The sequence below is a fragment of the Frondihabitans sp. 762G35 genome, assembly GCF_002074055.1.
GTDB lineage: Bacteria > Actinomycetota > Actinomycetes > Actinomycetales > Microbacteriaceae > Frondihabitans.
Window position 1 is genome coordinate 994,819 of the sequence record NZ_CP014619.1, and the last position, 22,046, is coordinate 1,016,864.

Here is a 22,046-nt window from a genome sequence, read left to right on the forward strand (position 1 = left end):
CGGACGCCGTCGGTGGTCGTCAATAGAATGACGACCATGCGCATCCACGTGGCCACCGACCATGCTGGGCTGGAGTTCGCCCAGACCCTCATCAGGCATCTCGAGGAGCAGGGGCACGAGGTGACCGACCACGGTCCCGCGACCTACGAGCCGCTCGACGACTACCCCTCCTTCTGCATCGCCGCGGCGCGGGCGGTCGTCCGCGATCAGAGCGAGGGCCTCGAGAGCCTCGGGGTCGTGTTCGGCGGGTCCGGCAACGGCGAGCAGATCGCGGCCAACAAGGTCGAGGGCGTCCGGGCCGCACTCGCCTGGAACACCTCCACCGCGCAGCTCGCCCGGCAACACAACGACGCCAACGTGGTCGCCATCGGCGCCCGCCAGCACACCGAGCAGGAGGCCATCGCGCTCATCGACGAGTTCGTGAAGACGCCGTTCTCCTTCGAGGAGCGACACGAGCGCCGCATCGCCCAGCTGGCGGAGTACGAGGAGACCGGCGCGATCCAGGGCCACCCGGTCGACTGATGCCCGAAGGTCATTCCGTCCACCGCATCGCCAACCAGTTCGCGGCGAGTTTCGTCGGCGACACCGTGGCCGTCTCCTCGCCGCAGGGTCGCTTCGCCGATGGCGCGACGCGCATCGACGGCGCCCGCATGGTCGACGCCAAAGCCGTCGGCAAGCAGATGTTCCTCGAGTTCGACAACGGCCTCTTCCTCCATGTCCACCTCGGCCTCTACGGCTCGTGGGATTTCGCGGGCGACTTCTCGCTCGACCCCACCACGAAGAGCTCCAAGGGTCGGATGGGGCAGACCAATCAGCGAGGCACGGTCGTCGACGAGGCGGGCGAGGACAGCTGGACGAGCATCGGTGCTCCCCGCCGGTCGCGGCTCGTCCGCGTCGGCAAGCCGCTCTCGGCCGCGCGCATGCGCATGGCCGAGCAGGAGAAGCAGGAGGACGACGTCGACCTCGAGGGTTTCCCGCCGGAGCCCGTCGGCGCCGTCCGGGTCCGCCTCCTCGCCGAGACCGTCGTCGCCGACCTGCGGGGGCCGACGAAGTGCGAGGTCCTCGACGCCGCCGAGGTCGATGCCGCCATCGCGAAGCTGGGCCCCGACCCTCTCGTCGACTCGCCCAAGAAGGGCTCCGATCGGTTCTTCGAACGCGTGCACAAGACCCGCACCGCCATCGGTCTCCTCCTCATGGATCAGTCGGTCGTGAGCGGGATCGGCAACGTCTACCGGGCCGAGATGCTCTTCCGAGCCCGTCTCAACCCCCACACCCCGGGCAAGGACGTCCCCGAGGAGACGGTCCGCGCTCTCTGGAAGGATTGGACGAAGCTCCTGCGGAGCGGAGTCGAGCTCGGTCAGATGATGACGATGGACGGCCTGTCCAAGGCCGACTACCGGAAGGCGCTCGCCCGACGCGACGACCGTCACTGGGTCTATCACCGCGAAGGGCTGCCGTGCCGGGTCTGCGGCACGCACATCACGATGGAGGAGGCGGCCGGCCGCAAGCTCTACTGGTGTCCGGTCTGCCAGGCTTGACGACATGCGCCGCACCCCGCACTTCCTGCTCGAGGACACCCTCGAGGTCAAGCGCCTGATCCGCGAGAACCCGTGGGCGACGCTGGTGTCGCACACCGCCCACGGTCTGGTCGCGTCGCACTACCCGATCGTGCTGGAAGAGACCGCCGACGACGAGATCAGCATCGTCAGCCACGTCGGCCGCCCCGACGAGACGTCGCACGAGCTGGGCCGGCACGAGCTGCTCGTGATCGTGCAGGGCCCCCACGGCTACGTGTCACCGGCGTGGTACCCCGCCGATCAGATCATCCCGACGTGGAACCACGTGACGGCCCATCTCTACGGCACCCCCGAGATCCTCTCCGACGACGAGAACTTCCGGGTCCTCACCGACCTGGTCGATCACTTCGAGCGCCGCATGCCCGAGCCGGTCTCCCTCGCCCTCGACGAGGAGGGGTCCCGTCGGGTGGCGCGCGGGACCGTGGGCATCCGCCTGCGCGTGACCCGGTTCGACGCGCGGCTCAAGCTGAGTCAGAACAAGGCTCCCGAGGTGGCCGAGCGGATCATCGGCGCCCTCGAGGGGGACGGCCCCTACGCGCATCCTGCTCTCGCCGACGAGATGCGTCGAGTCCACCGGCCGACCGACGAAGGCACCGCGTGAGCACGCTGTTCCGACGCGCCCGCCTCGTCGGGCGCGACGACACCCCGGTCGACGTCCTCGTCGAGGACGACGTCGTCTCGGCGATCGCCCCGTCGATCGCGGCGGGCTCCGCCGAGGTGGTCGAGGCGGACGGCCGCTATCTCGCCCCCGGCCTCTGGGACAACCACGTCCACATGACCCAGTGGGCCCTCGACCGCCAGCGGCTCGACGTGTCGCAGGCGACCAGCGCGCAGGAGGCGGCCGACACGGTGGGAGCGCGCCTCCGGCGAGGCCTCGCGGGCGACCGCGACCTGCTCGTGGCCTCGGGATTCCGCGACGCGCTGTGGCCCGACGAGCCGACGTCCGGTCTCCTCGACGCGGTGAGCGGGCCCGTGCCCGTGGCCGTGGTGAGCGCCGATCTCCACTCCGTGTGGCTCAACAGCGCGGCGCTCGCTCGCGGCGGTCTGGCCGGACATCCGACCGGTCTCCTGCGCGAAGCCGAGGCCTTCGACGCGACGGCCGCGGTCACCAGGGTCGACGACGGCGGCATGGACGCCCTGATCGCCGACGCCGCGACCGCGGCGGCCGCCCGAGGGGTCGTCGGCATCGTCGACCTCGAGATGACGCTCGGGCTCGACGCCTGGGTGCGTCGCGTCGGGTCCGGCGTCGACTCCCTCCGCGTCCGCGCCGGCGTCTACCCCGACCGGCTCGACGAGGTGATCGCGCGACGCCTGCGGACCGGCGACCCCGTCCCCGGCGGGGAAGGGCTCGTGACCATGGGGCCGTTCAAGGTCATCACCGACGGCTCGCTCGGCACGCGCACCGCCTACTGCCACGACCCCTATCCGGGTTCCGCGGGGGAGCCGGAAGCGTTCGGGCTCAGCACCTACGACGTCGACTCCCTGACGGCGCTGCTCGTCCGCGCCTCGGCGGCCGGCCTCGTGCCCGCCGTCCACGCCATCGGCGACCACGCTCTCGACGACGCCCTCACCGCCTTCGAGAGGGCAGGATGCCCGGGCAGCATCGAGCACGCCCAGCTGATCACCCCCGCCGCCCTGCCCCGGTTCGCCCGGCTCGGTCTCGTCGCGAGCGTCCAGCCGGAGCACGCCATGGACGACCGAGACATCGCCGACCACTTCTGGGCGGGCCGGACGGAGCGCGCGTTCGCTCTCCTCGACCTGCACGCCGCCGGGGTCCCGCTCCGGCTCGGCTCCGACGCCCCCGTCGCGCCGCTCGACCCGTGGGTGTCGCTGGCCGCGGCACTGTCCAGGTCGCGCGACGGTCGCGAGCCCTGGCACCCGGAGCAGCGGCTCCCCGCCGCGGTCGGGCTCGCGGCCTCGACGGACGGCCGCCTCGCGGTCACGGAGGGCGACGTCGCCGATCTCGTGCTCGTCGAGCGCGACCCGCTGACGGCGACGGGCGACGAGCTCCGCGAGTTCGCCGTCTCCGCGACGATGCTCGGCGGGCGCTTCACCTTCCGGCAGCCCTGATCCGTCTCGCTCCGCGCGCTGCGCTCCGCTCCGCGTACTCGCACGTGTGCTGTCACGTTTCGTGCACGATGTGCCGTTGAGACGCGACATCGCGCACCAGACGTGACATCGGGCTGCGCGCGGGCGCAGGCGCGGGCATAGGCGCAGGCGGAGTCGAGGCTCAGCCGGCGACGGGCGTGGCGACCGAACGCAGGATGGCCGAGCGGAACTCGCGACCGACCGCGGCGTAGCCCCGGGTCGTCGGGTGGATGCCGTCGAGCGTCGTGCCCGCTGCGTAGCGACCGCCGGAGCCGCGGGCGAAGCCCCAGGGGTCGACGAACTCCCACTTCTTGGCCGCCGCGTAGCTCTTGAGCTGCTTCTCGTAGGCGGCAGCACCGGCCGGGTTGCGGTCGTAGGGAGGGATCGCACCGACGATGACGTGCTTCGGCTCGAGCGTCGCCACGATGGCGTCGTAGTAGGGGGCGGCCTGCGCGAACGAGTAGTGGAGCCGTACATCGTTCGTCCCGGCCATCAGCACGAGCACGTCGACGGGGCCCGCAGGATGCACGTGCTGGGACATGATCTGCACGGTCGTGCCGCCCTTGGCCCACCCGCCGACCCACTTCACGCCGTGGCCCTGCGCGTACGTCATCCAGGTGTTGCGGTCGAGGCCCATCTCCGGGATGGTTCGACGCCCTCCGGCGGTCAGCGAGTCTCCGACGATGGCCACGCGGACGGGATCCTCCTCGGTGCCGAGGGGCGCCGTCTCGGGGGCGGAGGAACCGGGCGCGGGGGAGGCGGACGGCGGGGCGACGGTGGCCGTCGATCCTGCTTCGGGGAGGGAGGAGGGGGTGGTGGAGCAGCCGGCGACCGCGACGAGCACCGCGGCCGCGAGGGCGCCGACGAGAGCTCGGGAGACGGTTCGCATGGAGTCATTATGACGTGGGCGGACGGGGCCCCGTGACCCGCGAACGCGGGCCTGTGGACAACTTCCTCGCGCGTCCGTGACAGTGAGTACGGTGTCCGACATGACGAGCACGTCGCCCCGCGCCTCCCTGCGCCGCATGGTCATGCGAGACCCCACCGAGCCGCACCGCGCGGCGAGCCCCCTCGAGCTGCTCTTCGACCTCGTCTTCGTCGTGGCGGTGTCGTTCGCCGCTCAGGGACTGCATCACGATCTCGCCGGCGGGCACGAACTCGACGGCGTCGTCTACTACGTGATGGCATTCTTCGGCATCTGGTGGGCGTGGATGAACTTCACCTGGTTCGCCACCTCGTTCGACACCGACGACTGGCTCTACCGGATCGTGACCATCGTCCAGATGGGTGGTGCGCTGACGTACGCGGCGGGCATCCCCGGCTTCCTCGACGTCGAGCATCCGCGGTTCGCTCTCGGCGTGGTCGGCTACGTGATCATGCGCCTGCCGATGGCGTTCCAGTGGTTCCGGGCTGCTCGCGACGACCCCTCGATGAGGCCGACGACGCTGCGCTACGCCTGGGCGATCCTGGTCGTGCAGGTCTTCTGGGTCGCGCTGCTGCTCGTGCCGCCGGGCCTCCAGGTGCCGACCTTCTTCGTGGGGGTCGCGCTGGAGCTGCTCGTGCCCGTCTTCGCGGAGCGCTTCGGCACGACGGCCTGGCACCGGAGGCACATCACCGAGCGCTACGGGCTGTTCACGATCATCGTGCTGGGCGAGTCGATCCTCGCGTCGACGAACGCGGTGGTCGACGCGGCGAGCGTGGCCGAGCACCTGCCCACCCTGATCCTGCTGGCCGCGACGTCGCTCGTCATCGTCGCCGCCTTCTGGTGGCTCTACTTCGCCCTCCCGCAGCACGACCTGCTCCGCGGGATCGCGACGGCGCTCGGCTGGGGGTACGGGCACTATCTCGTGTTCGCCTCGGCCGCCGCGCTGTCGGCGGGCATCGAGATCGCGATCGATGCGAGCGAGGGGCGGGGCGGACTGCCCCCGGCGGCGTCGGCGGCCGCTCTGGCCCTGCCCTGTGCGATCTACGTCTTCGCGGTGTGGCTGCTCGTGATCCGGCCCCAGGCGTCTCGCGGAGTGAACGTCGTCGTGCCGCTCCTCGCCCTCGCGACCGCGGTGGCCACCTTCGCGCCGTTCTCGGCGCAGGTGGTGGCGGCGCTCCTCGTGGCAGCCGTGATCGTCGTCTCGCGGGGGAGGAGGGTGCCCGCAGCCGTCTTCGAGCCGACCGCCGTCGCCGCCCCGACCCTGCCGTGACGGCGGCCCGGGGCGCTCCTCGTGGCGCATGCCGCTCACCGGTGGCGCTCTCTCGGACGTCCTCCGAGATTGTGTGTCGTTTCGTATCGGCGATGCCGCGGTGAGGCGAGACCCGGTGCTGGACAATTACGGGAGCCTTCGATCCGCGGGAGAGCGCCTGCGGCGCCGGCGCAGAGTCGCCCCGAAGTAGGCCATGCCGGGAACGAGCCAGATCAAGCTGGCAGCCTGACGCCAGAACCCGCTCGGGATCAATTCCATCGAAACCGCAGTAGCGGCGGCGATGGTCGCGAAAGTGACGATGAGAGCGGCGAATGGGCTCCAGGCGAGCGCCCGGACTAGACGCATTTCGGCTTGCTCGATCCGTTGACCCACACCCGAAGTTGTTTCGCGTTGGCGCACGTCCCGCCGTTCGTGCTGATCGCGACGGTCGTGGCGGTCGTCACAGCACCGACGATGACGCACGCGGCACCGCCGGACGCGAGACCGAAAGCCGCGCAGATCCCGGCTGACATCATCCACGCGCCTCCGGAGAGGATGAGGTTCTGATCGATCGTGTTGAGCTGGATCCAGACGCCGTGGGAGTCCTTGCCGCCTGAGATGCGTTCGCTCGACTCGCCCGCGTGCTCGACCAAGTCGAACTCGAGACCGTGGCCGAGGTCGAAAGTGGAAGTGAGATCGCCCGAGGCTGTCTTCCGCTGGGCAGTGACGACTCCAGCCGCTCGAAGTTCCGGCATGGCGGCTTCGATCTCGGGACCCGCGAAGGAGTCGTTGGCCTTGTGGGCGGCCGCCGACGCCGGTTGAGCCGCAACGACACTTCCGATGACGATGCTTGCGCGCAGACGGCAGACACGAGATTCTTCTTCACATTTCCTCCGATCGACTCCCTGCGGTACGACCTGTCTACTTGTCAAAATGTGACGTGTCAAAGCCAAAATGTGTTCTTTGGGCGTCGTGATGCGTATCCGGCCAAGGTCGCGTTGGTGTGAAGAGACCAGTGACGGCTCGCCATGGCAGAAGTCCGTGGACATGCGGCGGCACACCGAAATCCCAGCGGCCTTCCGGGCGGAGGCGGTGCAAATTTGTGCGGGCGGCAGCGAAGTCACGATGAGTGCGCAGCAGGGGCGGCGGCATACCAGCGAGCACCGAAACTCTTGGCGAGCCCTGCGAAGCAGGCCTCACCCACGTCGAGCCGGGCGGAGCCCGGCGAAGTCGTGTGCAGCAGGGGCGGCGGCGCACCAGAAGGCACCGGAAACCCTCGGCGAGCCCTGCGAAGCAGGCCTCGCCCACGTCGAACCGGGCGGAGCCCGGCGAAGTCGTGAGCAGCAGGGGCGGCGGCGCACCAGAAGGCACCGGAACCCTCGGCGAGCCCTGCGAAGCAGGCCTCACCGAGGGGATGACGGGAATCGAACCCGCGTAATCAGTTTGGAAGACTGAGGCTCTACCATTGAGCTACATCCCCGCGCGTGCTCCTCCGGTCGTGAGACGCGGGGCGAACCTGCGGTAGCAAGCATAGAGCATGCTCGCGGGGTGATCTCGCCCGGGCATCCTGCGCGGGTTTGCGCTCTCCCGGTTTCTCGGGCCGTGCTCTGGGCTAGACTTCACGAGGCCTTTTCGCCCGTCCTCAACGGGTCGGAAGCTCAGGGTCCGAAGCAGCACACACCATGGGATGCACTATCCCGGGGCGTAGCGTAGTGGCTAGCGCGTCCGTTTTGGGGGCGGAAGATCGCAGGTTCGAGTCCTGTCGCCCCGACTCCCACGGCACCGCGCCTCCCGCGCACGACGTGGCCCAGGCGCACCGCCAGGCGCACCGCCAGACGTACCGATCGACACACGCGACACCGACACAGGAGAAACACGACATTGGTCAAGACCACGGTTGAGCAGCTCAGCCCCACGCGCGTCAAGCTCAACATCGCGGTGAGCCCCGACGACCTCAAGCCCGGCATCACTCACGCCTACGGCCACATCGCCGAGCAGGTGTCGATCCCCGGCTTCCGCAAGGGCAAGGTCCCGCCGCCCATCATCGACCAGCGCGTCGGTCGCGAAGAGGTCCTCAACCACGCCGTCAACGAGAGCATGGACTCCTTCTACCGCGCTGCGGTCGAAGAGGTCGAGCTCCGTCCTCTGGGTCGTCCCGAGGCCGACGTCGTCGAGTGGCCGAACGTCAAGGACTTCTCCGGCGACCTCCTGATCGCCGTCGAGGTCGACGTGCGTCCGGAGTTCGACCTGCCCGACTACGAGGGCCTCGAGCTCACGGTCGACTCGGTCGACATCACCGACGAGGAGGTGGAGGAGGAGCTCACGAACCTCCGTACCCGCTTCGGCACGCTCATCACGGTTGACCGTCCGGCCGCCACGGGTGACTTCGCGCAGATCGACCTGGTCGCGACCATCGACGACGACGAGGTCGACAACGCGAAGGGCATCTCCTACGAGATCGGCTCCGGCGACCTCATCGAGGGCATCGACGAGGCTCTCGACTCGCTCACCGCCGGCGAGTCGACGACGTTCGAGTCGAAGCTGCTCGGGGGCGACCGCGAGGGCGAGACCGCTCAGATCGCCGTCACCCTGACCGCCGTCAAGGAGCGCGAGCTTCCCGAGGCCGACGACGACTTCGCTCAGATCGCCAGTCAGTTCGACACGATCGACGAGCTCAAGGCCGACCTCAAGGAGCAGCTCGGCCGCTCGAAGACCTTCGGTCAGGGTGCTCAGGCGCGCGACCAGGTCGTCGAGAAGCTCCTCGAGAAGGTGGAGATCCCCGTTCCCGAGAAGCTCGTGGAAGACGAGGTGCACCGTCACCTCGAGCAGGAGAACCGCCTCGAGGACGACGAGCACCGCGCCGAGGTCAAGGAGTCCAGCGAGACCGCGTTCCGCAACCAGATCCTCCTCGACGCGATCGCCGAAAAAGAAGAGGTCAAGGTCGAGCAGGACGAGCTGACCCAGTACCTCATCCAGGGCGCCGCACAGTACGGCATGGAGCCCGGCGAGTTCATCAAGGTCCTCGACCAGAACGGCCAGATCCCGGCCATGGTCGGCGAGGTCGCCCGCTCCAAGGCGCTGGCCGTCGTCCTGTCGAAGGCCAAAGTCGTCGACGACAAGGGCGCCGACGTCGACCTGTCCGCGTTCACCGCCACGGCGGGTGTCGGCGGCGGCGACGACCACGAGGGTCACGACCACGAGTAGTCGGTAGCGCTTCGAGGGGCAGGATGCACGGCATCCTGCCCCTCTCGCGTTCCGGGGGCAGGATGCCGGGCATCCTGCCCCCTTCGTGTCTCCGCCTCCGTGCCCGTTTCCGCGCGCGTCCGTGCCCCAGCGAGTGGGGTCGGGGGCCACTCGTCGGCGTCCTCATCTCTGCCGTGGGCGAACAGCCCGACCCGGCGGCGTTGGACCCTATAGATTCGACCGCAAGCGACAACCGAATGGGAGCACCACATGGCCGACGTAACACTGCCCAACAGTGTTTTTGACCGACTTCTCAAAGACCGCATCATCTGGCTCGGCTCCGAGGTGCGCGACGACAACGCCAACGAGATCGCTGCCAAGCTTCTCCTGCTTGCCGCCGAGGACTCCGAGCGCGACATCTTCCTCTACATCAACTCGCCCGGCGGGTCGATCACGGCGGGCATGGCGATCTACGACGCCATGGAGTTCGTGCCGAACGACATCGTCACGGTCGGGATCGGCATGGCCGCTTCGATGGGCCAGCTCCTCCTGACGGCCGGCACCAAGGGCAAGCGCTACATCACGCCGAACGCCCGCGTCCTGCTGCACCAGCCGCACGGTGGCTTCGGCGGCACGTCGTCGGACATCCAGACGCAGGCTCAGCTCATCCTCTCGATGAAGCAGCGCCTCGCCGAGATCACGGCCGCTCAGACGGGCAAGACCGTCGAGCAGATCAACGAGGACGGCGACCGCGACCGCTGGTTCACCGCCCAGGAGGCCCTCGAGTACGGCTTCGTCGACCACATCCGCGCTTCGGCCTCGGACGTCACCGGCGGCGCCGGAACCGACCAGGCCTGACCACCGATCATCGCTAAGAAGGACACAGACGACATGGAACTGCCAATGATGGGTGGAACCCCCCGGTTCGAGGCCCCGAGCTCGCGCTACGTGCTCCCCAGCTTCGAGGAGCGCACGGCCTACGGCTACAAGCGTCAGGACCCCTACGCGAAGCTCTTCGAAGACCGCATCGTCTTCCTGGGCGTGCAGGTCGACGACGCGTCCGCCGACGACGTGATGGCTCAGCTCCTCGTGCTCGAGAGCATGGACCCCGACCGCGACATCACCCTCTACATCAACTCGCCCGGTGGCTCCTTCACGGCCATGACGGCGATCTACGACACGATGCAGTACATCCGCCCCGACATCCAGACCGTCTGCCTCGGTCAGGCGGCCTCGGCGGCGGCGGTCCTGCTCGCGGCCGGAACCCCCGGCAAGCGTCTCGCTCTCCCGAACGCGCGCGTCCTCATCCACCAGCCCTCCACGGGTGGGCAGGGTGGCGGCCAGGCGTCCGACATCGAGATCCAGGCGGCGGAGGTCCTCCGGATGCGCACCTGGCTCGAGGAGACCCTGTCGAGGCACTCGAACAAGACGCCCGAGGAGGTCAACCGCGACATCGAGCGCGACAACATCCTCGGTGCCGAGCAGGCCCTGGAGTACGGTCTGATCGACCAGGTCCTCACCTCGCGCAAGAACCTCGCGGCGATCGCCCGCTAGTCGAGTCGCACACGAGAGCCCCGCACCCCGATTCCGGGGGTCGGGGCTCTCGTCGTTCGGGGCGGAGAGCAGGATGCACTCCAAGCGTTTCGCCCGTCGGGACCGAACCAGAGTCAGCCTCCGTCGCCACCGGCGATTCCCGAGTCACGATGCTTCGAGTGTCTGCGGTTCGGGTTAGGCTCGTTCAACGACGACCTCGCGGTCACCACGACAGAAGGCTTAGGGAGGCCGAGCATGGCACGCATAGGGGAAAGTGCCGATCTGCTCAAGTGCTCTTTCTGCGGGAAGAGCCAGAAGCAGGTCCAGCAACTCATCGCCGGGCCCGGTGTCTACATCTGCGACGAGTGCGTCGAACTCTGCAACGAGATCATCGAGGAGCGTCTCGCCGAGGCCGGCGAGGAGACCACCAGCGAGTTCGATCTCCCCAAGCCCCGCGAGATCTACGACTTCCTCGAGGAGTACGTCATCGGGCAGGCTCCCGCCAAGAGGGCACTGTCGGTCGCCGTCTACAACCACTACAAGCGCATCCGCTCGATGAACACCCTCGCGTCGGCCGACTCGCTGGGCGACGACATCGAGATCGCGAAGTCGAACATCCTGCTGATCGGCCCGACGGGCTGCGGCAAGACCTACCTCGCGCAGACCCTCGCGAAGCGTCTCAACGTCCCGTTCGCCGTGGCCGACGCCACCGCTCTGACGGAGGCCGGCTACGTCGGCGAAGACGTCGAGAACATCCTCCTCAAGCTGATCCAGGCCGCCGACTACGACGTCAAGCGGGCCGAGACCGGCATCATCTACATCGACGAGGTCGACAAGATCGCCCGCAAGGCCGAGAACCCGTCGATCACTCGCGACGTCTCCGGCGAGGGCGTGCAGCAGGCGCTCCTGAAGATCCTCGAGGGCACCGTCGCCTCGGTTCCGCCGCAGGGTGGTCGCAAGCACCCGCACCAGGAGTTCATCCAGATCGACACGACGAACGTCCTGTTCATCGTGGCGGGGGCGTTCGCAGGCCTGGAGGAGATCATCTCGTCGCGTGCGGGCAAGCGCGGCATCGGCTTCGGCGCCCCCCTCTACAACAAGGGCAACGACGTCAACCTCTTCAGCGAGGTCCTCCCCGAAGATCTGCACAAGTTCGGCCTCATCCCCGAGTTCATCGGTCGTCTCCCCGTCGTCACGACGGTGTCGCAGCTCGACCAGGAGGCTCTCATGGAGATCCTCACGAAGCCGAAGAACGCTCTCGTGCGCCAGTACCAGCGGATGTTCGAGCTCGACGGCGTCGAGCTGGAGTTCGAGCAGTCGGCCCTGGAGGCCATCGCCGATCTCGCCGTCCTCCGGCAGACGGGTGCCCGCGGTCTGCGGGCGATCATGGAGGAGGTCCTCGGGCCGATCATGTTCGACGTGCCATCGAACGACGACGTCGCCGGTGTGGTCGTCACGAAGGCCTCGGTTCTCGAGAACGCTGCCCCGACCATCGTGCCCCGCGTGGCGGAGCGGACCGAGAAGAGCGCGTAGCGCTCCGGCGCCTGCGGTGCCGCTGGCTGCGCGTGCGGCTGCGGCGGGGTTGGCGTCGGCGGGTGGTGTGTGTGCCCGGTGGGGGCGTGGGTCGGGCATCCTGCGCGGCGGGCACGTGGTGTACCGGACCGTGCCGCGGGCGTATCGTGCCGGGCCATGCCGGCGAAAGGCTAGGCGCTAACACAGGAGTCGCTGGCTGCTTGGCAGGAGAAGGACGGGATTCCGGGCGGTAACGCAGGAGATCGGCCCCAGACGTGTGCCCGGTGGAAGAGGGACCGGGCAAAACTCCTGCATTAGCGAAGGTGAGTCCCCAGCGCCCGGCCCGGCGCTAAGTCAGGAACTGCTGCTCGCAACTCAGGAGGAGTAACGGAAATCGCGCGGTAACGCAGGAGATCGGCCGCAGACGTGAGCCCTGTGCAGGAGGGACGGGGTGAAACTCCTGCATTAGCGAAGGTGAACTCCAAACGCAGGCCGGCTGCCGATGTAGGGCCGACGCCCCGCCCGGAGCGAAGTCAGGAACGGCTGTGCCCAACTCAGGAGTAGCAGCAGGGTTTGCGCGATAACGCAGGAGATCGGCCGCAGACGCGAGCCTGAGCAGGACCGACCGGGCGAAACTCCTGAATTGGCAAAAGTGTGCAGGCAGCGCCCCACCGGCGCCGGCCCACGTCCCGGGCGCGGACGCAGGAGCCGCCGTGCGCAACGCAGGAGACGGGCCCCTGCCCGCGCGCTAACGCAGGAGAGCGGTCGCAGACGCAAGCCCCGTGCAGGAGGGAACGCCTGCATCAGCGCACGCGAGCGCCCAACTCGCAGCCGGCGATCCGAAGCAGACGCCGCATCCACGCCGCACCAGCGACGTCGTGCCCCGCCGCCGCGGGCCGACCGTCAGGTCAGCCGACGCCGCACCAGCAGCGGCTCCACCTCGGCGTCGCGTCCGCGGAAGTCACGGTAGGCCTCGATTGGATCCTTCGAGCCGCCGACCCCGAGCAGCCGCGACCGGAACCGGTCGCCGTTCTCCCGCCGGAGTCCGCCGTTCTCCTCGAACCAGGCGACCGTGTCGGCGTCCAGCACCTCGCTCCAGATGTACGAGTAGTAGCCGGCGTCGTAGCCGCCCGAGAACGTGTGGGCGAAGTAGGTGCTGGCGTAGCGCGTCGGGACGGCGGGGTTGTCGAGGCCGACGCGGGTGAGGGCGGCGGCCTCGAACGCGGCGACATCGGCGGGGTCGGTGATGCTCGAGGCCTCCTCGAAGCTCAGCGAGTGCCAGGCCTGGTCGAGAAGGGCCGCGGCGAGGTACTCGGAGGTGGCGAAGCCCTCGTTGAAGCCCTCCGCCGCGGTGATCTTGGCGACCAGCTCGCGGGGCATCGGCTCGCCCGTCGCGTGGTGGACGGCGTAGTTCGCCAGCACCTCGGGCCAGAGGAGCCACATCTCGTTCACCTGGCTGGGGAACTCCACGAAGTCGCGGTAGACGTTCGTCCCCGAGAACTTCGGGTAGGTCACGCGGGCCACGAGGCCGTGCAGGGCGTGACCGAACTCGTGGAACATCGTGGTGACCTCGTCGAGGGTCAGGAGCGTCGGGGCTCCCGCCGGCGGTTTCGGCACGTTGAGGTTGTTGACGACCACCGGGATGTGCCCGAGGAGCGCGGATTCGGAGACGACCGGGTTCATCCAGGCACCGCCCCGCTTGGAGTCCCGCGTGTAGAGGTCGAGGACGAAGAGCCCGACGGGAGAGCCGTCGTCGTCCGTGACCTCGAAGACGCGCGCGTCGGGGTGATAGGCGACGAGGTCGGTGCGCTCGGCGAAGCGCAGGCCGTAGAGCGATGTGGCGGCGAAGAACACGCCGTCGCGGAGGACCCGCTCGGCCTCGAAGTACGGCCGCAGCTGCGAGGCGTCGAAGTCGTACCTCGCGCTCCGCACCTTCTCGGTGTAGTACGCCCAGTCCCAGGACCGGATCTCGCCGTCGAACGAGTCGTCGCCCGCGGCGATCTCCAGGAGCGCATCCGCCTCGGCGCGCGCGTTACGAGCGGCGGGGGGTGCGAGGCGGCCGAGCAGCTCGGCGACGGCCCCGGGAGAGCCCGCGGTCTCTCCGGCGGTGACGTAGGCGCCGTGGGAGGGGAACCCGAGCAGGGCCGCGCGTTCGGCTCGCAGCCGCACGATGTCGAGGAGCACCTGCCGGTTGTCGTGGGGGCCGCCGCGGGTGCCGCGGGCGCGCGACGCCTCCATGATCCGGCGACGCAGGGAACGGTTCGTCAGCTGCGAGAGGAGCGGGTGGCCCGTGAAGAGGACGAGGGTGATGAGGTACTTGCCGTCGAGCCCTCGATCCGACGCCGCGGCGGCGAGCGAGGCGATCGTCCCCTCGTCGAGCCCGTCGAGCTCGGCGACGTCGTCCACGACGACGGCGAGCTCGTTGGTGTCGGAGAGCAGGTTCTTCTCGAACTGCGTCGTCAACGTCGAGAGACGACCGTTGAGCTCACGGAGCCGGACCTTCTCGCCCTCGGCCAGCCCCGCTCCTGCGCGGCTGAACTCGTCGTGGTAGCGCTCGACGAGGTAGACCTCCTCGGGCGTCAGCTCCGCCGCCTCGGGCTGCCCGAGGATGTCGTTGACCGCGCGGACGCGAGCGAACAGCTCGGTGTTCAGCGTGATCGCATCGGTGTGCGCCGCGAGTCGGGGAGCCAGCTCGAGTTCGAGCGCGTTGGTCGCGTCGCTCGAGTCGCTCGACTGCTTGTTCCAGAAGACGTGCTCGACCCGCGACAGCAGCTGCCCGCTCCGCTCCAGGGCCACGATCGTGTTCTCGAAGGTCGGGCTCGCAGGATCCGCGACGATCGCCTCGACCTCGGCCAGCTGCTCCGAGAATCCCGCTTCGAACGCCGGCAGGTAGTCGTCGTCGGTGATCTCCGCGAAGGGCGGGAGCGAGTAGGGGAGGGCGCTGGGCGTGAAGAAGGGGTTGCTCATCGCTCCACCCTATTCCGCCGCCCTCTCCGGTGATCCGGTCGGCCTGCGCTCAGCGCGGTCGGCGCGCGCTCAGCCCGGTCGGCCCGCGCTCAGCCGTCGAGATCGACGTCGTCGTCGACCGGGGCCGACACGACGACCGCGCCCGAGGCATCCTGCCGGATGACCGTCCCGTCGTCGAGCTCGACGACCGGCTTGCGTTCCAGCCACGTCAGGGTCCAGCGCCAGGTGGACGCGTCGACGCCCTCGTCGCGGAGCTCCCGCTCGACGTCGTCGACGGCCGCCTGCACCTCGGCGGGGAGCCGGTCGGGCTTCGCGCCGCCGACCGGCCACCTGGTTCCGAGCTGCACGGTCTACGCCCCCGTCGGCTGCTCGTCGAGCACGATGTCGCTCACGACGAGGGCATCGCCCTCCGCGAACGTCAGCTCGGCGATGCGACCGACCGCGCGGAGGTCGTCGGCCGCCTGCCGGACGAGAGCCAGCGTCTCCTGCGGTGCCCGGACGACGGCAGACGTCACCGGCGTCTTCTGCGAGGCCTTGGCGTCGGTCTTGGCGCGACGGATGCCGATGAGGGTCTGACCGACGGCCTCGACCAGCCCGGACGGGCGATCGACCGAGCCGAGCTCGGCCGTGGTCGGCCAGGAGGCACGGTGCACGGAGTCGTCGTGGGTCCACGACCAGACCTCTTCGGTCGCGAAGGGCAGATAGGGGGCCAGGAGCCGCAGCAGACCGTTCACGGTCGACTGCAGCGTCAGCACGGCCGAGGCCTGACCCGCGGCGGAGTCGGCCCCGTAGGCGCGCTCCTTCACCAGCTCGAGGTAGTCGTCGCAGAAGGTCCAGAAGAACTTCTCGATCGTCTCCAGCGCCTTCGCGTGGTCGTAGCTCTCGAGGGAGGCCGTCGCGGACTCGATGACGGCGGCGAAGTTCGCGAGCAGGTCGCGGTCGAGCGGAGCCGTGATCCCGTGCTCGCCGGACGGCAGCTCGAACGAGTAGACGAACTTGGCCGCGTTGAGCACCTTGATGGCGAGGCGGCGGCCGACCTTGATCTGCTTCGGGTTCTGGGGGTCGAAGGCCGCGTCGGTACCGAGCCGGGACGAGGCGGCCCAGTAGCGCACCGCATCGGAACCGTGCTCGTCGAGCATCGCGGCCGGAGTGACGACGTTGCCCTTCGACTTCGACATCTTCTTGCGGTCGGGGTCGACGATGAAGCCGGAGATGGCCGCGTTCCGCCACGGGACCGAGTCGCCCTCGAGCTGCGCACGGAGCACCGTCGAGAAGAGCCAGGTGCGGATGATGTCCTGGCCCTGGGGCCGGAGTGAGTACGGGTAGACGAGGTCGAAGAGCTCCGGGTCGTGCTCCCAGCGGCCGGCCAGCTGGGGCGTGAGCGACGAGGTCGCCCAGGTGTCCATCACGTCGACCTCGCCCTGGAAGCCGCCCGGGACGCCCCGCTGCGACTCCTCGTAGCCGGGAGCGGTGTCGCTCGACGGGTCGACCGGCAGCGACTCCTCGTTCGGCACGATCGGGCTGTCGAACACGGGGTTGCCGTCCGCGTCGAGGGGGTACCAGACCGGGATCGGCACGCCGAAGAAGCGCTGGCGCGAGATGAGCCAGTCGCCCGAGAGACCCTTGACCCAGTTCTCGTAGCGGACGCGCATGAAGTCGGGGTGGAAGTCGACCTCCTCGCCGCGGCGGAGCAGTGTCTGGCGGAGCTCCTCGTCGCGAGCCCCGTTGACGATGTACCACTGGCGGGTCGAGACGATCTCGAGGGGCTTGTCGCCCTTCTCGAAGAACTTCACCGGGTGCGTGATCTTCTCGATCTCGCCGACGAGTTCGCCCGAGGCGGTCAGCTGCTCGACGATGGCCGTCTTCGCGCTGAAGACGGTCTTGCCGGCGAGCTGGGCGTAGGCCTCGCGACCGGCCTCGGAGGTGATCGCGGCGGGAGCCTCGGAGACGAAGCGCCCGTCGAAGCCGAGGACCGCGCGGTTCGGCAGGTCGAGCTCACGCCACCAGACGACGTCGGTGGTGTCACCGAAGGTGCAGATCATCGCGATGCCGGAGCCCTTGTCCTTCTGCGCGAGGTGGTGCGCGAGCACCGGGACCTCGACGTCGAAGAGCGGGGTGCGGACGGTCGTGCCGAAGAGCGGCTGGTAGCGCTCGTCCTCAGGATGCGCGACGAGGGCCACGCAGGCGGGGAGCAGTTCGGGGCGCGTCGTCTTGATGAGGATGCCGTCGCCGTCGGCCCGGTGGAAGGCGAGCGTGTGGTACGCGCCGGGCATCTCCTTGTCTTCGAGCTCCGCCTGGGCGACGGCGGTCCGGAACGTGACGTCCCAGAGCGTCGGGGCGTCGGCCTGGTAGGCCTCGCCGCGGGCCAGGTTGCGGAGGAACGTCTTCTGGGCGATGGCCTGCGACTCGTCGCCGATGGTGCGGTACGACTGGGTCCAGTCGACGGAGAGGCCGAGCTTCCGCCAGACGTCCTCGAACTGCTTCTCGTCCTCGACGGTCAGGCGCTCGCAGAGCTCGACGAAGTTGCGGCGCGAGATGGGCAGCTGATCGGCGGCCTTGGAGGACTTGTTGTCGCCGCCCTCGAAGGGAGGAGTGAAGTCGGGGTCGTAGGGGAGCGACGGGTCGCAGCGGACGCCGTAGAAGTTCTGGACGCGGCGCTCGGTGGGGAGCCCGTTGTCGTCCCACCCCATCGGGTAGAAGACGCTCTTGCCGCGCATCCGCTCGAACCGCGCCTTGACGTCGGTGTGGGTGTAGCTGAACACGTGGCCGATGTGGAGGCTGCCGGAGGCCGTGGGGGGAGGCGTGTCGATGGAGAAGAGCGTCTCGCCGCTCTCGCTCCGACGGGCCAGAGCGGTCGCACGATCGAAGAGATAGGTGCCCTCGGACTCCCACCGGGGACCCCAGCGCTCCTCGAGGCCTTCGAGGGCGGGCTTGTCGGGCATGGGTGTCGTCATGGCGCGGTCTCCGATCGTATGGGCGGCACCGTGTCGATGGTGAGGTGCCTGGATGTCGTGCATCGAGTGTATCCGGAGCGGCCGGGGCCCGTTGGTGGGGTGCGTGCCTGTGTGCCTGCGTGCCCGCGTGCGGCCCGGGCCGCGGCGCGCCGCTCGGTGGGACTCCACGTTTGGCCACGTTTCGCGAAAGTGAGTGGCGAGTCGTGGAGTCTCGGCCTGGGCTGCCGGGGCGCCGCTCGGTGAGGCTCCACGTTTGGCCACGTTTCGCGAAAGTGAGTGGCGAGTCGTGGAGTCTCGCGGAGCGCGGGAGCGCGGGAGCGCGGGAGCGCGGGAGCGCGGGAGCGCGGGAGCGCGGGTCGGCGGGCCGAGCCGGGCGGCCGGGGGGAGCGGCGCGCTACGCGCGCGAGCGCACCCTCGGGTCGACGAGGCCGTAGACGATGTCGACGACGAAGTTCGCGAACACGATGAGGAACGCCGCGAACAGCGTGAACCCGACCACGACCTGGAGATCGAGGGTCGACACCGCGCTGATGAGGAGCGACCCGAGGCCCTGCATCGAGAACACCTTCTCGGTGATCACGGCGCCGCCGAGCAGCGAGCCGAGGTCGAGCCCGAAGAGGGTGACGACGGGCAGGAGCGCGTTCCGGAGCCCGTGCCGCACGACGACCTGCGACTCCCGCAGCCCCTTGGCCCGGGCGGTGCGGATGTAGTCCTCGCCCATGACCTCGAGCATCTGCCCGCGCGTGAGGCGCGCGTAGATCGCCCCCGACACGAACGCCAGCGTGAACCACGGCAGGATCAGGTGCGTCAGCCAACCGACCGGGTCGTCGGCGAACGCCACGTAGCCGCTCGCGGGCAGGATCCCGAGGGTGAAGCCGAAGAGGAGGATCGCCAGGAGCCCGACGAGGTAGGTCGGCGCCGAGACTCCTGCGATCGCGACGGTCATGATGCCCCGGTCGACGAGGGACCCGCGCTTGAGAGCGGAGGCGACGCCCCCGGCCACGCCGAAAACGAGCCAGACGATTGCGGCGCCGACCGCGATCGAGACGGTGACGGGCAGGCGCGAGGCGATGAGGTTCGTGACGGTGTCGTTGAGCTGGAACGAGTAGCCGAAGCACGGGGCGCCGCAGACGATCGCCGCCTGGCCGGAGCCGTAGGTGCGGCCGACGACGACGCCGCGGAGGTAGTCGAGGAACTGCTGGTACCAGGGCAGGTCGTAGCCGAGGAACGACTTCACCCGGGCGAGGTTCTCGGGGGTGCAGGGCTTCCCGCAGCTAAGCTGTGCCGGGTTCGTCGGGAGTGCGTAGAACAGCGCGTACGTGACGGCGGCGATCACGAGGAGGACGGCGAGCATCCCGACCAGGCGGAAGGCCACGAAGCGGACGGTGGTCATCGGAGGCGGCCTCCCCGGCGAGGGTCGAGGGCGTCGCGGAGCCCGTCGCCGAGCACGTTGAACGCGAAGGTGACGAGGAAGAGCGCGAGGCCCGGGAAGACGAGGTAGAGCGGGTCGGTCTGGACCCACGTGATCGCGTTTCCGATGGTCCGGCCCCACGAGGGGGTGGGCGGCGGGACGCCGACGCCGAGGAACGACAGGGCCGCCTCGACGCCGATCATGCTCGGGATCGAGATGGTGGCGAACACGACGATCGTCGCCGTGACGTTCGGCAGCACCTGGCGGCCGATGACGTGCCACGGCCCCGCACCCATCGCGGTGGAGGCCACGACGTAGTCGCGCTCCCGGAGCGAGAGCACCTGCCCGCGGACGACCCGGGCGATCGACGGCCAACCGAAGAAGCCGATGACGAGCACGATCAGGACCGGCTTCGGGAACGACGTCGGCACGATGGCGGTCAGCGAGATCATGAAGACGAGGCTCGGGAATCCGAAGAGGACGTCGACGACACGGCTGAGCACGCGGTCGTACCAGCCGCCGAAGAACCCGGTGGTGACGCCGACGAGGACGCCCACGGCGACGGCGAGGACCGTCGCACCGAGGCTCACGAGAAGCGAGATGCGCGCCCCGTAGACGACGATCGCGAAGAGGTCGCGTCCCGTCGACGGCTCGACGCCGAACCAGTGCGTGGCCGAGATGCCGCCGCCGAAGCCGAGGGGGACCCCGGAGTCGTCGAGAGTCGAGAGGTGGTACGTGTAGGGATCCTGCCCGGTGATGGCGGTCAGGAGCGGCGCGAAGACGGCCGAGAGCACGATGACGGCGATGATGATGACCCCGGCCACCGCCCAGCGGTCGCGACGGAGGCGCTGGACGACGCGGCGGAAGCCGGTGGCGCTGGGGGCGACCGCGTCGTCGGCGGCGGTCGTGAGGGTGCTCATGCGCTCTCCGGAAGCGTCGTCGTGGTCGTGCGGTCGTCGGTCGGGAGTGCCCGCCAGGCCTCGCGACGGGTGCGCTGCGCGACGGGGTCGGCGACCGGCGCGGCCGCGAGCAGTCGCCGCGTGTAGGCCTCCGTGGGCCGCCGCAGCACGTCGTCGACGGGACCGCGCTCGACGATGCGGCCGGCGCGCATCACGGCCACCTCGTCAGCGAGCTCGGAGACGACCGCGAGATCGTGACTGATGAAGAGGCAGGCGAAACCGAGGTCGCGCTGGAGGTCGCGGAGGAGGTCGAGCACGAGGGCCTGCACCGAGACGTCGAGGGCGCTGGTCGGCTCGTCGGCGATCAGGAGCGCCGGCCCGAGCGCGACGGCGCGGGCGATGGCGACCCGCTGCCGCTGCCCGCCGGAGAGCTCGTGCTGGTAGCGCGTCGCGGCGTCGCGGGGGAGGTGGACGCTCTCGAGGAGCTCGGCGACCCGGGATCGCCGCGCCGCCTGGTCGAGCGACGAGTGGAGTCGCAGCGGCTCCGCGACGCTGTCGCCGATGGTCTGGCGGGGGTTGAGCGACGAGGCGGGATCCTGGAAGACCGTCCCGATCGAGGCGCGCGCTCGACGCAGTTCCCGAGCCGAGGCCCGCGCCAGGTCGACACCGCCGACGCTCACGCTCCCCGACCGCGGCTGGAGCAGCCCCAGCAGGGTCCGCCCGACGGTCGACTTGCCGGATCCGGATTCGCCGACGAGCCCGAGGATCGAGCCGCGCGGGATCGCCAGCGACACGTCGTCGACGGCCTTCGCCGACGTCGCCCGGAGGCCCCGGCCGGCGTAGACGACGTCGACGCCGGCCAGCTCGGCCGCGAGCGGACGGCCGTCGTGGGCGCCCGCATCGTGGGTCACCGCAGGAGCCGCGGGGCGCTCCGCCACGTCGAGCTCGCCGAGCTTCGGCACGGCCGCGAGCAGGTCTTTCGTGTAGTCGTCGCTCGGGCGCGAGAAGAGCGTCGCCACGTCGGCCCGCTCCACGATCCGCCCCTCGCGCATCACCACGACGTCGTCGGCCAGGTCGGCCACGACGCCCATGTCGTGCGTGATGAGCAGGACGGCCGTGCCGAGGCGGTCGCGGAGTTCGCGAAGGAGCTCGAGGATCCCCGCCTGGACCGTCACGTCGAGCGCCGTCGTCGGCTCGTCGGCGATCAGGAGCGACGGATCTCCGGAGAGCGCCATCGCGATCATGGCGCGCTGGAGCTGGCCACCCGAGAGCTCGTGCGGGAAGGCCCGGCGCACCCGCTCGGGGTCGCGCACGCCGGCCGACCGCAGAAGCTCCAGGATGCGGTCGCGCACCGCGTGCCGGGAGCCGCCGCCGTGGGCGCGGATGGCCTCGGCCATCTGGCTGCCGATCGAGAGGACCGGGTCGAACGCGGTCATCGGCTCCTGGAAGATGGTGCCGATCCGGCCGCCGCGGACCGACCGGAGCAGCTCCCCGGAGGCACCGACCAGCTCGTCGGAGCCGAGCCGGATGCTCCCTTCGACGGAGGCATCCGGCGGCAGGAGCCCGAGGGTGGACATCGCCGTGACGCTCTTGCCCGACCCCGACTCCCCGACGAGCGCCAGCACCTGGCCGCGCCGCACCTCGAACGAGACGTCGTGCACGACCCGGCGCACGGGTTCGCCCGACCCGTCGGCGAAGGCGACCCGGAGGCCCTTCACCGACAGGACGGCGGGGGAGTGGGTGCTCAC

The 22,046-nt window shown here is 69.7% G+C and carries 17 protein-coding genes and 2 tRNA genes; 10 read left to right on the forward strand and 9 right to left on the reverse strand.

Going from position 1 to position 22,046, the window contains the following annotated elements; translation table 11 throughout:
- Window positions 1-36: 36 nt before the first annotated feature.
- The 4 genes from AS850_RS04935 to AS850_RS04950 are packed head-to-tail and all read left to right on the forward strand — an operon-like array spanning window position 37 to window position 3,647.
- Window positions 37-522 carry a ribose-5-phosphate isomerase gene (locus tag AS850_RS04935; protein WP_119870132.1) on the forward strand — a complete coding sequence of 162 codons (486 nt, stop codon included), beginning with the start codon at window positions 37-39 and terminating at the stop codon, window positions 520-522.
- A complete protein-coding gene (locus AS850_RS04940; protein WP_119868120.1) occupies window positions 522-1,538 on the forward strand; it encodes an Fpg/Nei family DNA glycosylase in 1,017 nt (338 codons plus the stop codon). Before AS850_RS04935 ends, AS850_RS04940 begins: the two co-directional genes overlap by 1 nt.
- A 4-nt stretch (window positions 1,539-1,542) precedes the next feature.
- Entirely contained in the window at window positions 1,543-2,178 is a 636-nt protein-coding gene (locus AS850_RS04945; RefSeq protein WP_119868121.1) for an FMN-binding negative transcriptional regulator, read from the forward strand.
- On the forward strand, window positions 2,175-3,647 hold the full coding sequence (locus AS850_RS04950; protein ID WP_119868122.1) for an amidohydrolase: 1,473 nt from the start codon (window positions 2,175-2,177) through the stop codon (window positions 3,645-3,647). Before AS850_RS04945 ends, AS850_RS04950 begins: the two co-directional genes overlap by 4 nt.
- Before the next feature lie 160 nt (window positions 3,648-3,807).
- Here the strand turns inward: AS850_RS04950 and AS850_RS16260 are convergent, their stop codons facing one another.
- Complete coding sequence (locus AS850_RS16260) at window positions 3,808-4,554, reverse strand: SGNH/GDSL hydrolase family protein (protein ID WP_164088390.1); 747 nt, start codon at window positions 4,552-4,554, stop codon at window positions 3,808-3,810.
- A gap of 100 nt (window positions 4,555-4,654) precedes the next feature.
- Between AS850_RS16260 and AS850_RS04960 the strand changes: the two genes are divergently transcribed.
- Window positions 4,655-5,860 (forward strand): low temperature requirement protein A, encoded by a 1,206-nt coding sequence (locus AS850_RS04960; protein WP_236940828.1) that lies wholly within the window; start codon window positions 4,655-4,657, stop codon window positions 5,858-5,860.
- A gap of 335 nt (window positions 5,861-6,195) precedes the next feature.
- Here AS850_RS04960 and AS850_RS16270 read toward each other — a convergent pair whose 3' ends face one another.
- Window positions 6,196-6,888, reverse strand: coding sequence for a hypothetical protein (locus AS850_RS16270; RefSeq protein ID WP_216819857.1), 693 nt, complete (start codon window positions 6,886-6,888; stop codon window positions 6,196-6,198).
- 360 nt (window positions 6,889-7,248) lie between these two features.
- Window positions 7,249-7,319, reverse strand: a tRNA-Gly gene (locus AS850_RS04975).
- Between the two features lie 218 nt (window positions 7,320-7,537).
- Between AS850_RS04975 and AS850_RS04980 the strand changes: the two genes are divergently transcribed.
- The 5 genes from AS850_RS04980 to clpX all read left to right on the forward strand — a co-directional run bounded on the left by AS850_RS04980 (window position 7,538) and on the right by clpX (window position 12,088).
- Window positions 7,538-7,610, forward strand: a tRNA-Pro gene (locus AS850_RS04980).
- A gap of 110 nt (window positions 7,611-7,720) precedes the next feature.
- Window positions 7,721-9,043: a trigger factor gene (gene tig, locus AS850_RS04985; RefSeq protein WP_119868126.1), complete on the forward strand. Its 1,323-nt coding sequence runs from the start codon at window positions 7,721-7,723 to the stop codon at window positions 9,041-9,043.
- A gap of 249 nt (window positions 9,044-9,292) precedes the next feature.
- The gene (locus AS850_RS04990) at window positions 9,293-9,880 is read left to right on the forward strand and encodes an ATP-dependent Clp protease proteolytic subunit (RefSeq protein ID WP_119868127.1); all 588 of its coding nucleotides are present in this window, start codon (window positions 9,293-9,295) and stop codon (window positions 9,878-9,880) included.
- 33 nt (window positions 9,881-9,913) lie between these two features.
- Complete coding sequence (locus AS850_RS04995) at window positions 9,914-10,576, forward strand: ATP-dependent Clp protease proteolytic subunit (RefSeq protein WP_119868128.1); 663 nt, start codon at window positions 9,914-9,916, stop codon at window positions 10,574-10,576.
- 234 nt (window positions 10,577-10,810) lie between these two features.
- The gene (clpX, locus tag AS850_RS05000; protein WP_119868129.1) at window positions 10,811-12,088 is read left to right on the forward strand and encodes an ATP-dependent Clp protease ATP-binding subunit ClpX; all 1,278 of its coding nucleotides are present in this window, start codon (window positions 10,811-10,813) and stop codon (window positions 12,086-12,088) included.
- A gap of 882 nt (window positions 12,089-12,970) precedes the next feature.
- On the opposite strand, the gene AS850_RS05005 is transcribed toward clpX, so the two are convergent.
- From AS850_RS05005 to AS850_RS16775, 6 genes are all read right to left on the reverse strand, one after another.
- Window positions 12,971-15,034: a M3 family metallopeptidase gene (locus tag AS850_RS05005; protein WP_119868130.1), complete on the reverse strand. Its 2,064-nt coding sequence runs from the start codon at window positions 15,032-15,034 to the stop codon at window positions 12,971-12,973.
- A gap of 89 nt (window positions 15,035-15,123) precedes the next feature.
- Window positions 15,124-15,381 carry a hypothetical protein gene (locus AS850_RS05010; protein WP_119868131.1) on the reverse strand — a complete coding sequence of 86 codons (258 nt, stop codon included), beginning with the start codon at window positions 15,379-15,381 and terminating at the stop codon, window positions 15,124-15,126.
- Between the two features lie 3 nt (window positions 15,382-15,384).
- A complete protein-coding gene (gene valS / locus AS850_RS05015; protein ID WP_236940829.1) occupies window positions 15,385-17,988 on the reverse strand; it encodes a valine--tRNA ligase in 2,604 nt (867 codons plus the stop codon).
- A 394-nt stretch (window positions 17,989-18,382) separates the two neighbouring features.
- The gene (locus AS850_RS05020; protein WP_119868133.1) at window positions 18,383-19,381 is read right to left on the reverse strand and encodes an ABC transporter permease; all 999 of its coding nucleotides are present in this window, start codon (window positions 19,379-19,381) and stop codon (window positions 18,383-18,385) included.
- The gene (locus AS850_RS05025; protein WP_119868134.1) at window positions 19,378-20,319 is read right to left on the reverse strand and encodes an ABC transporter permease; all 942 of its coding nucleotides are present in this window, start codon (window positions 20,317-20,319) and stop codon (window positions 19,378-19,380) included. Before AS850_RS05025 ends, AS850_RS05020 begins: the two co-directional genes overlap by 4 nt.
- Window positions 20,316-22,046 (reverse strand): dipeptide ABC transporter ATP-binding protein, encoded by a 1,731-nt coding sequence (locus tag AS850_RS16775; RefSeq protein ID WP_236940830.1) that lies wholly within the window; start codon window positions 22,044-22,046, stop codon window positions 20,316-20,318. The genes AS850_RS05025 and AS850_RS16775 overlap by 4 nt, the downstream gene beginning before the upstream one ends.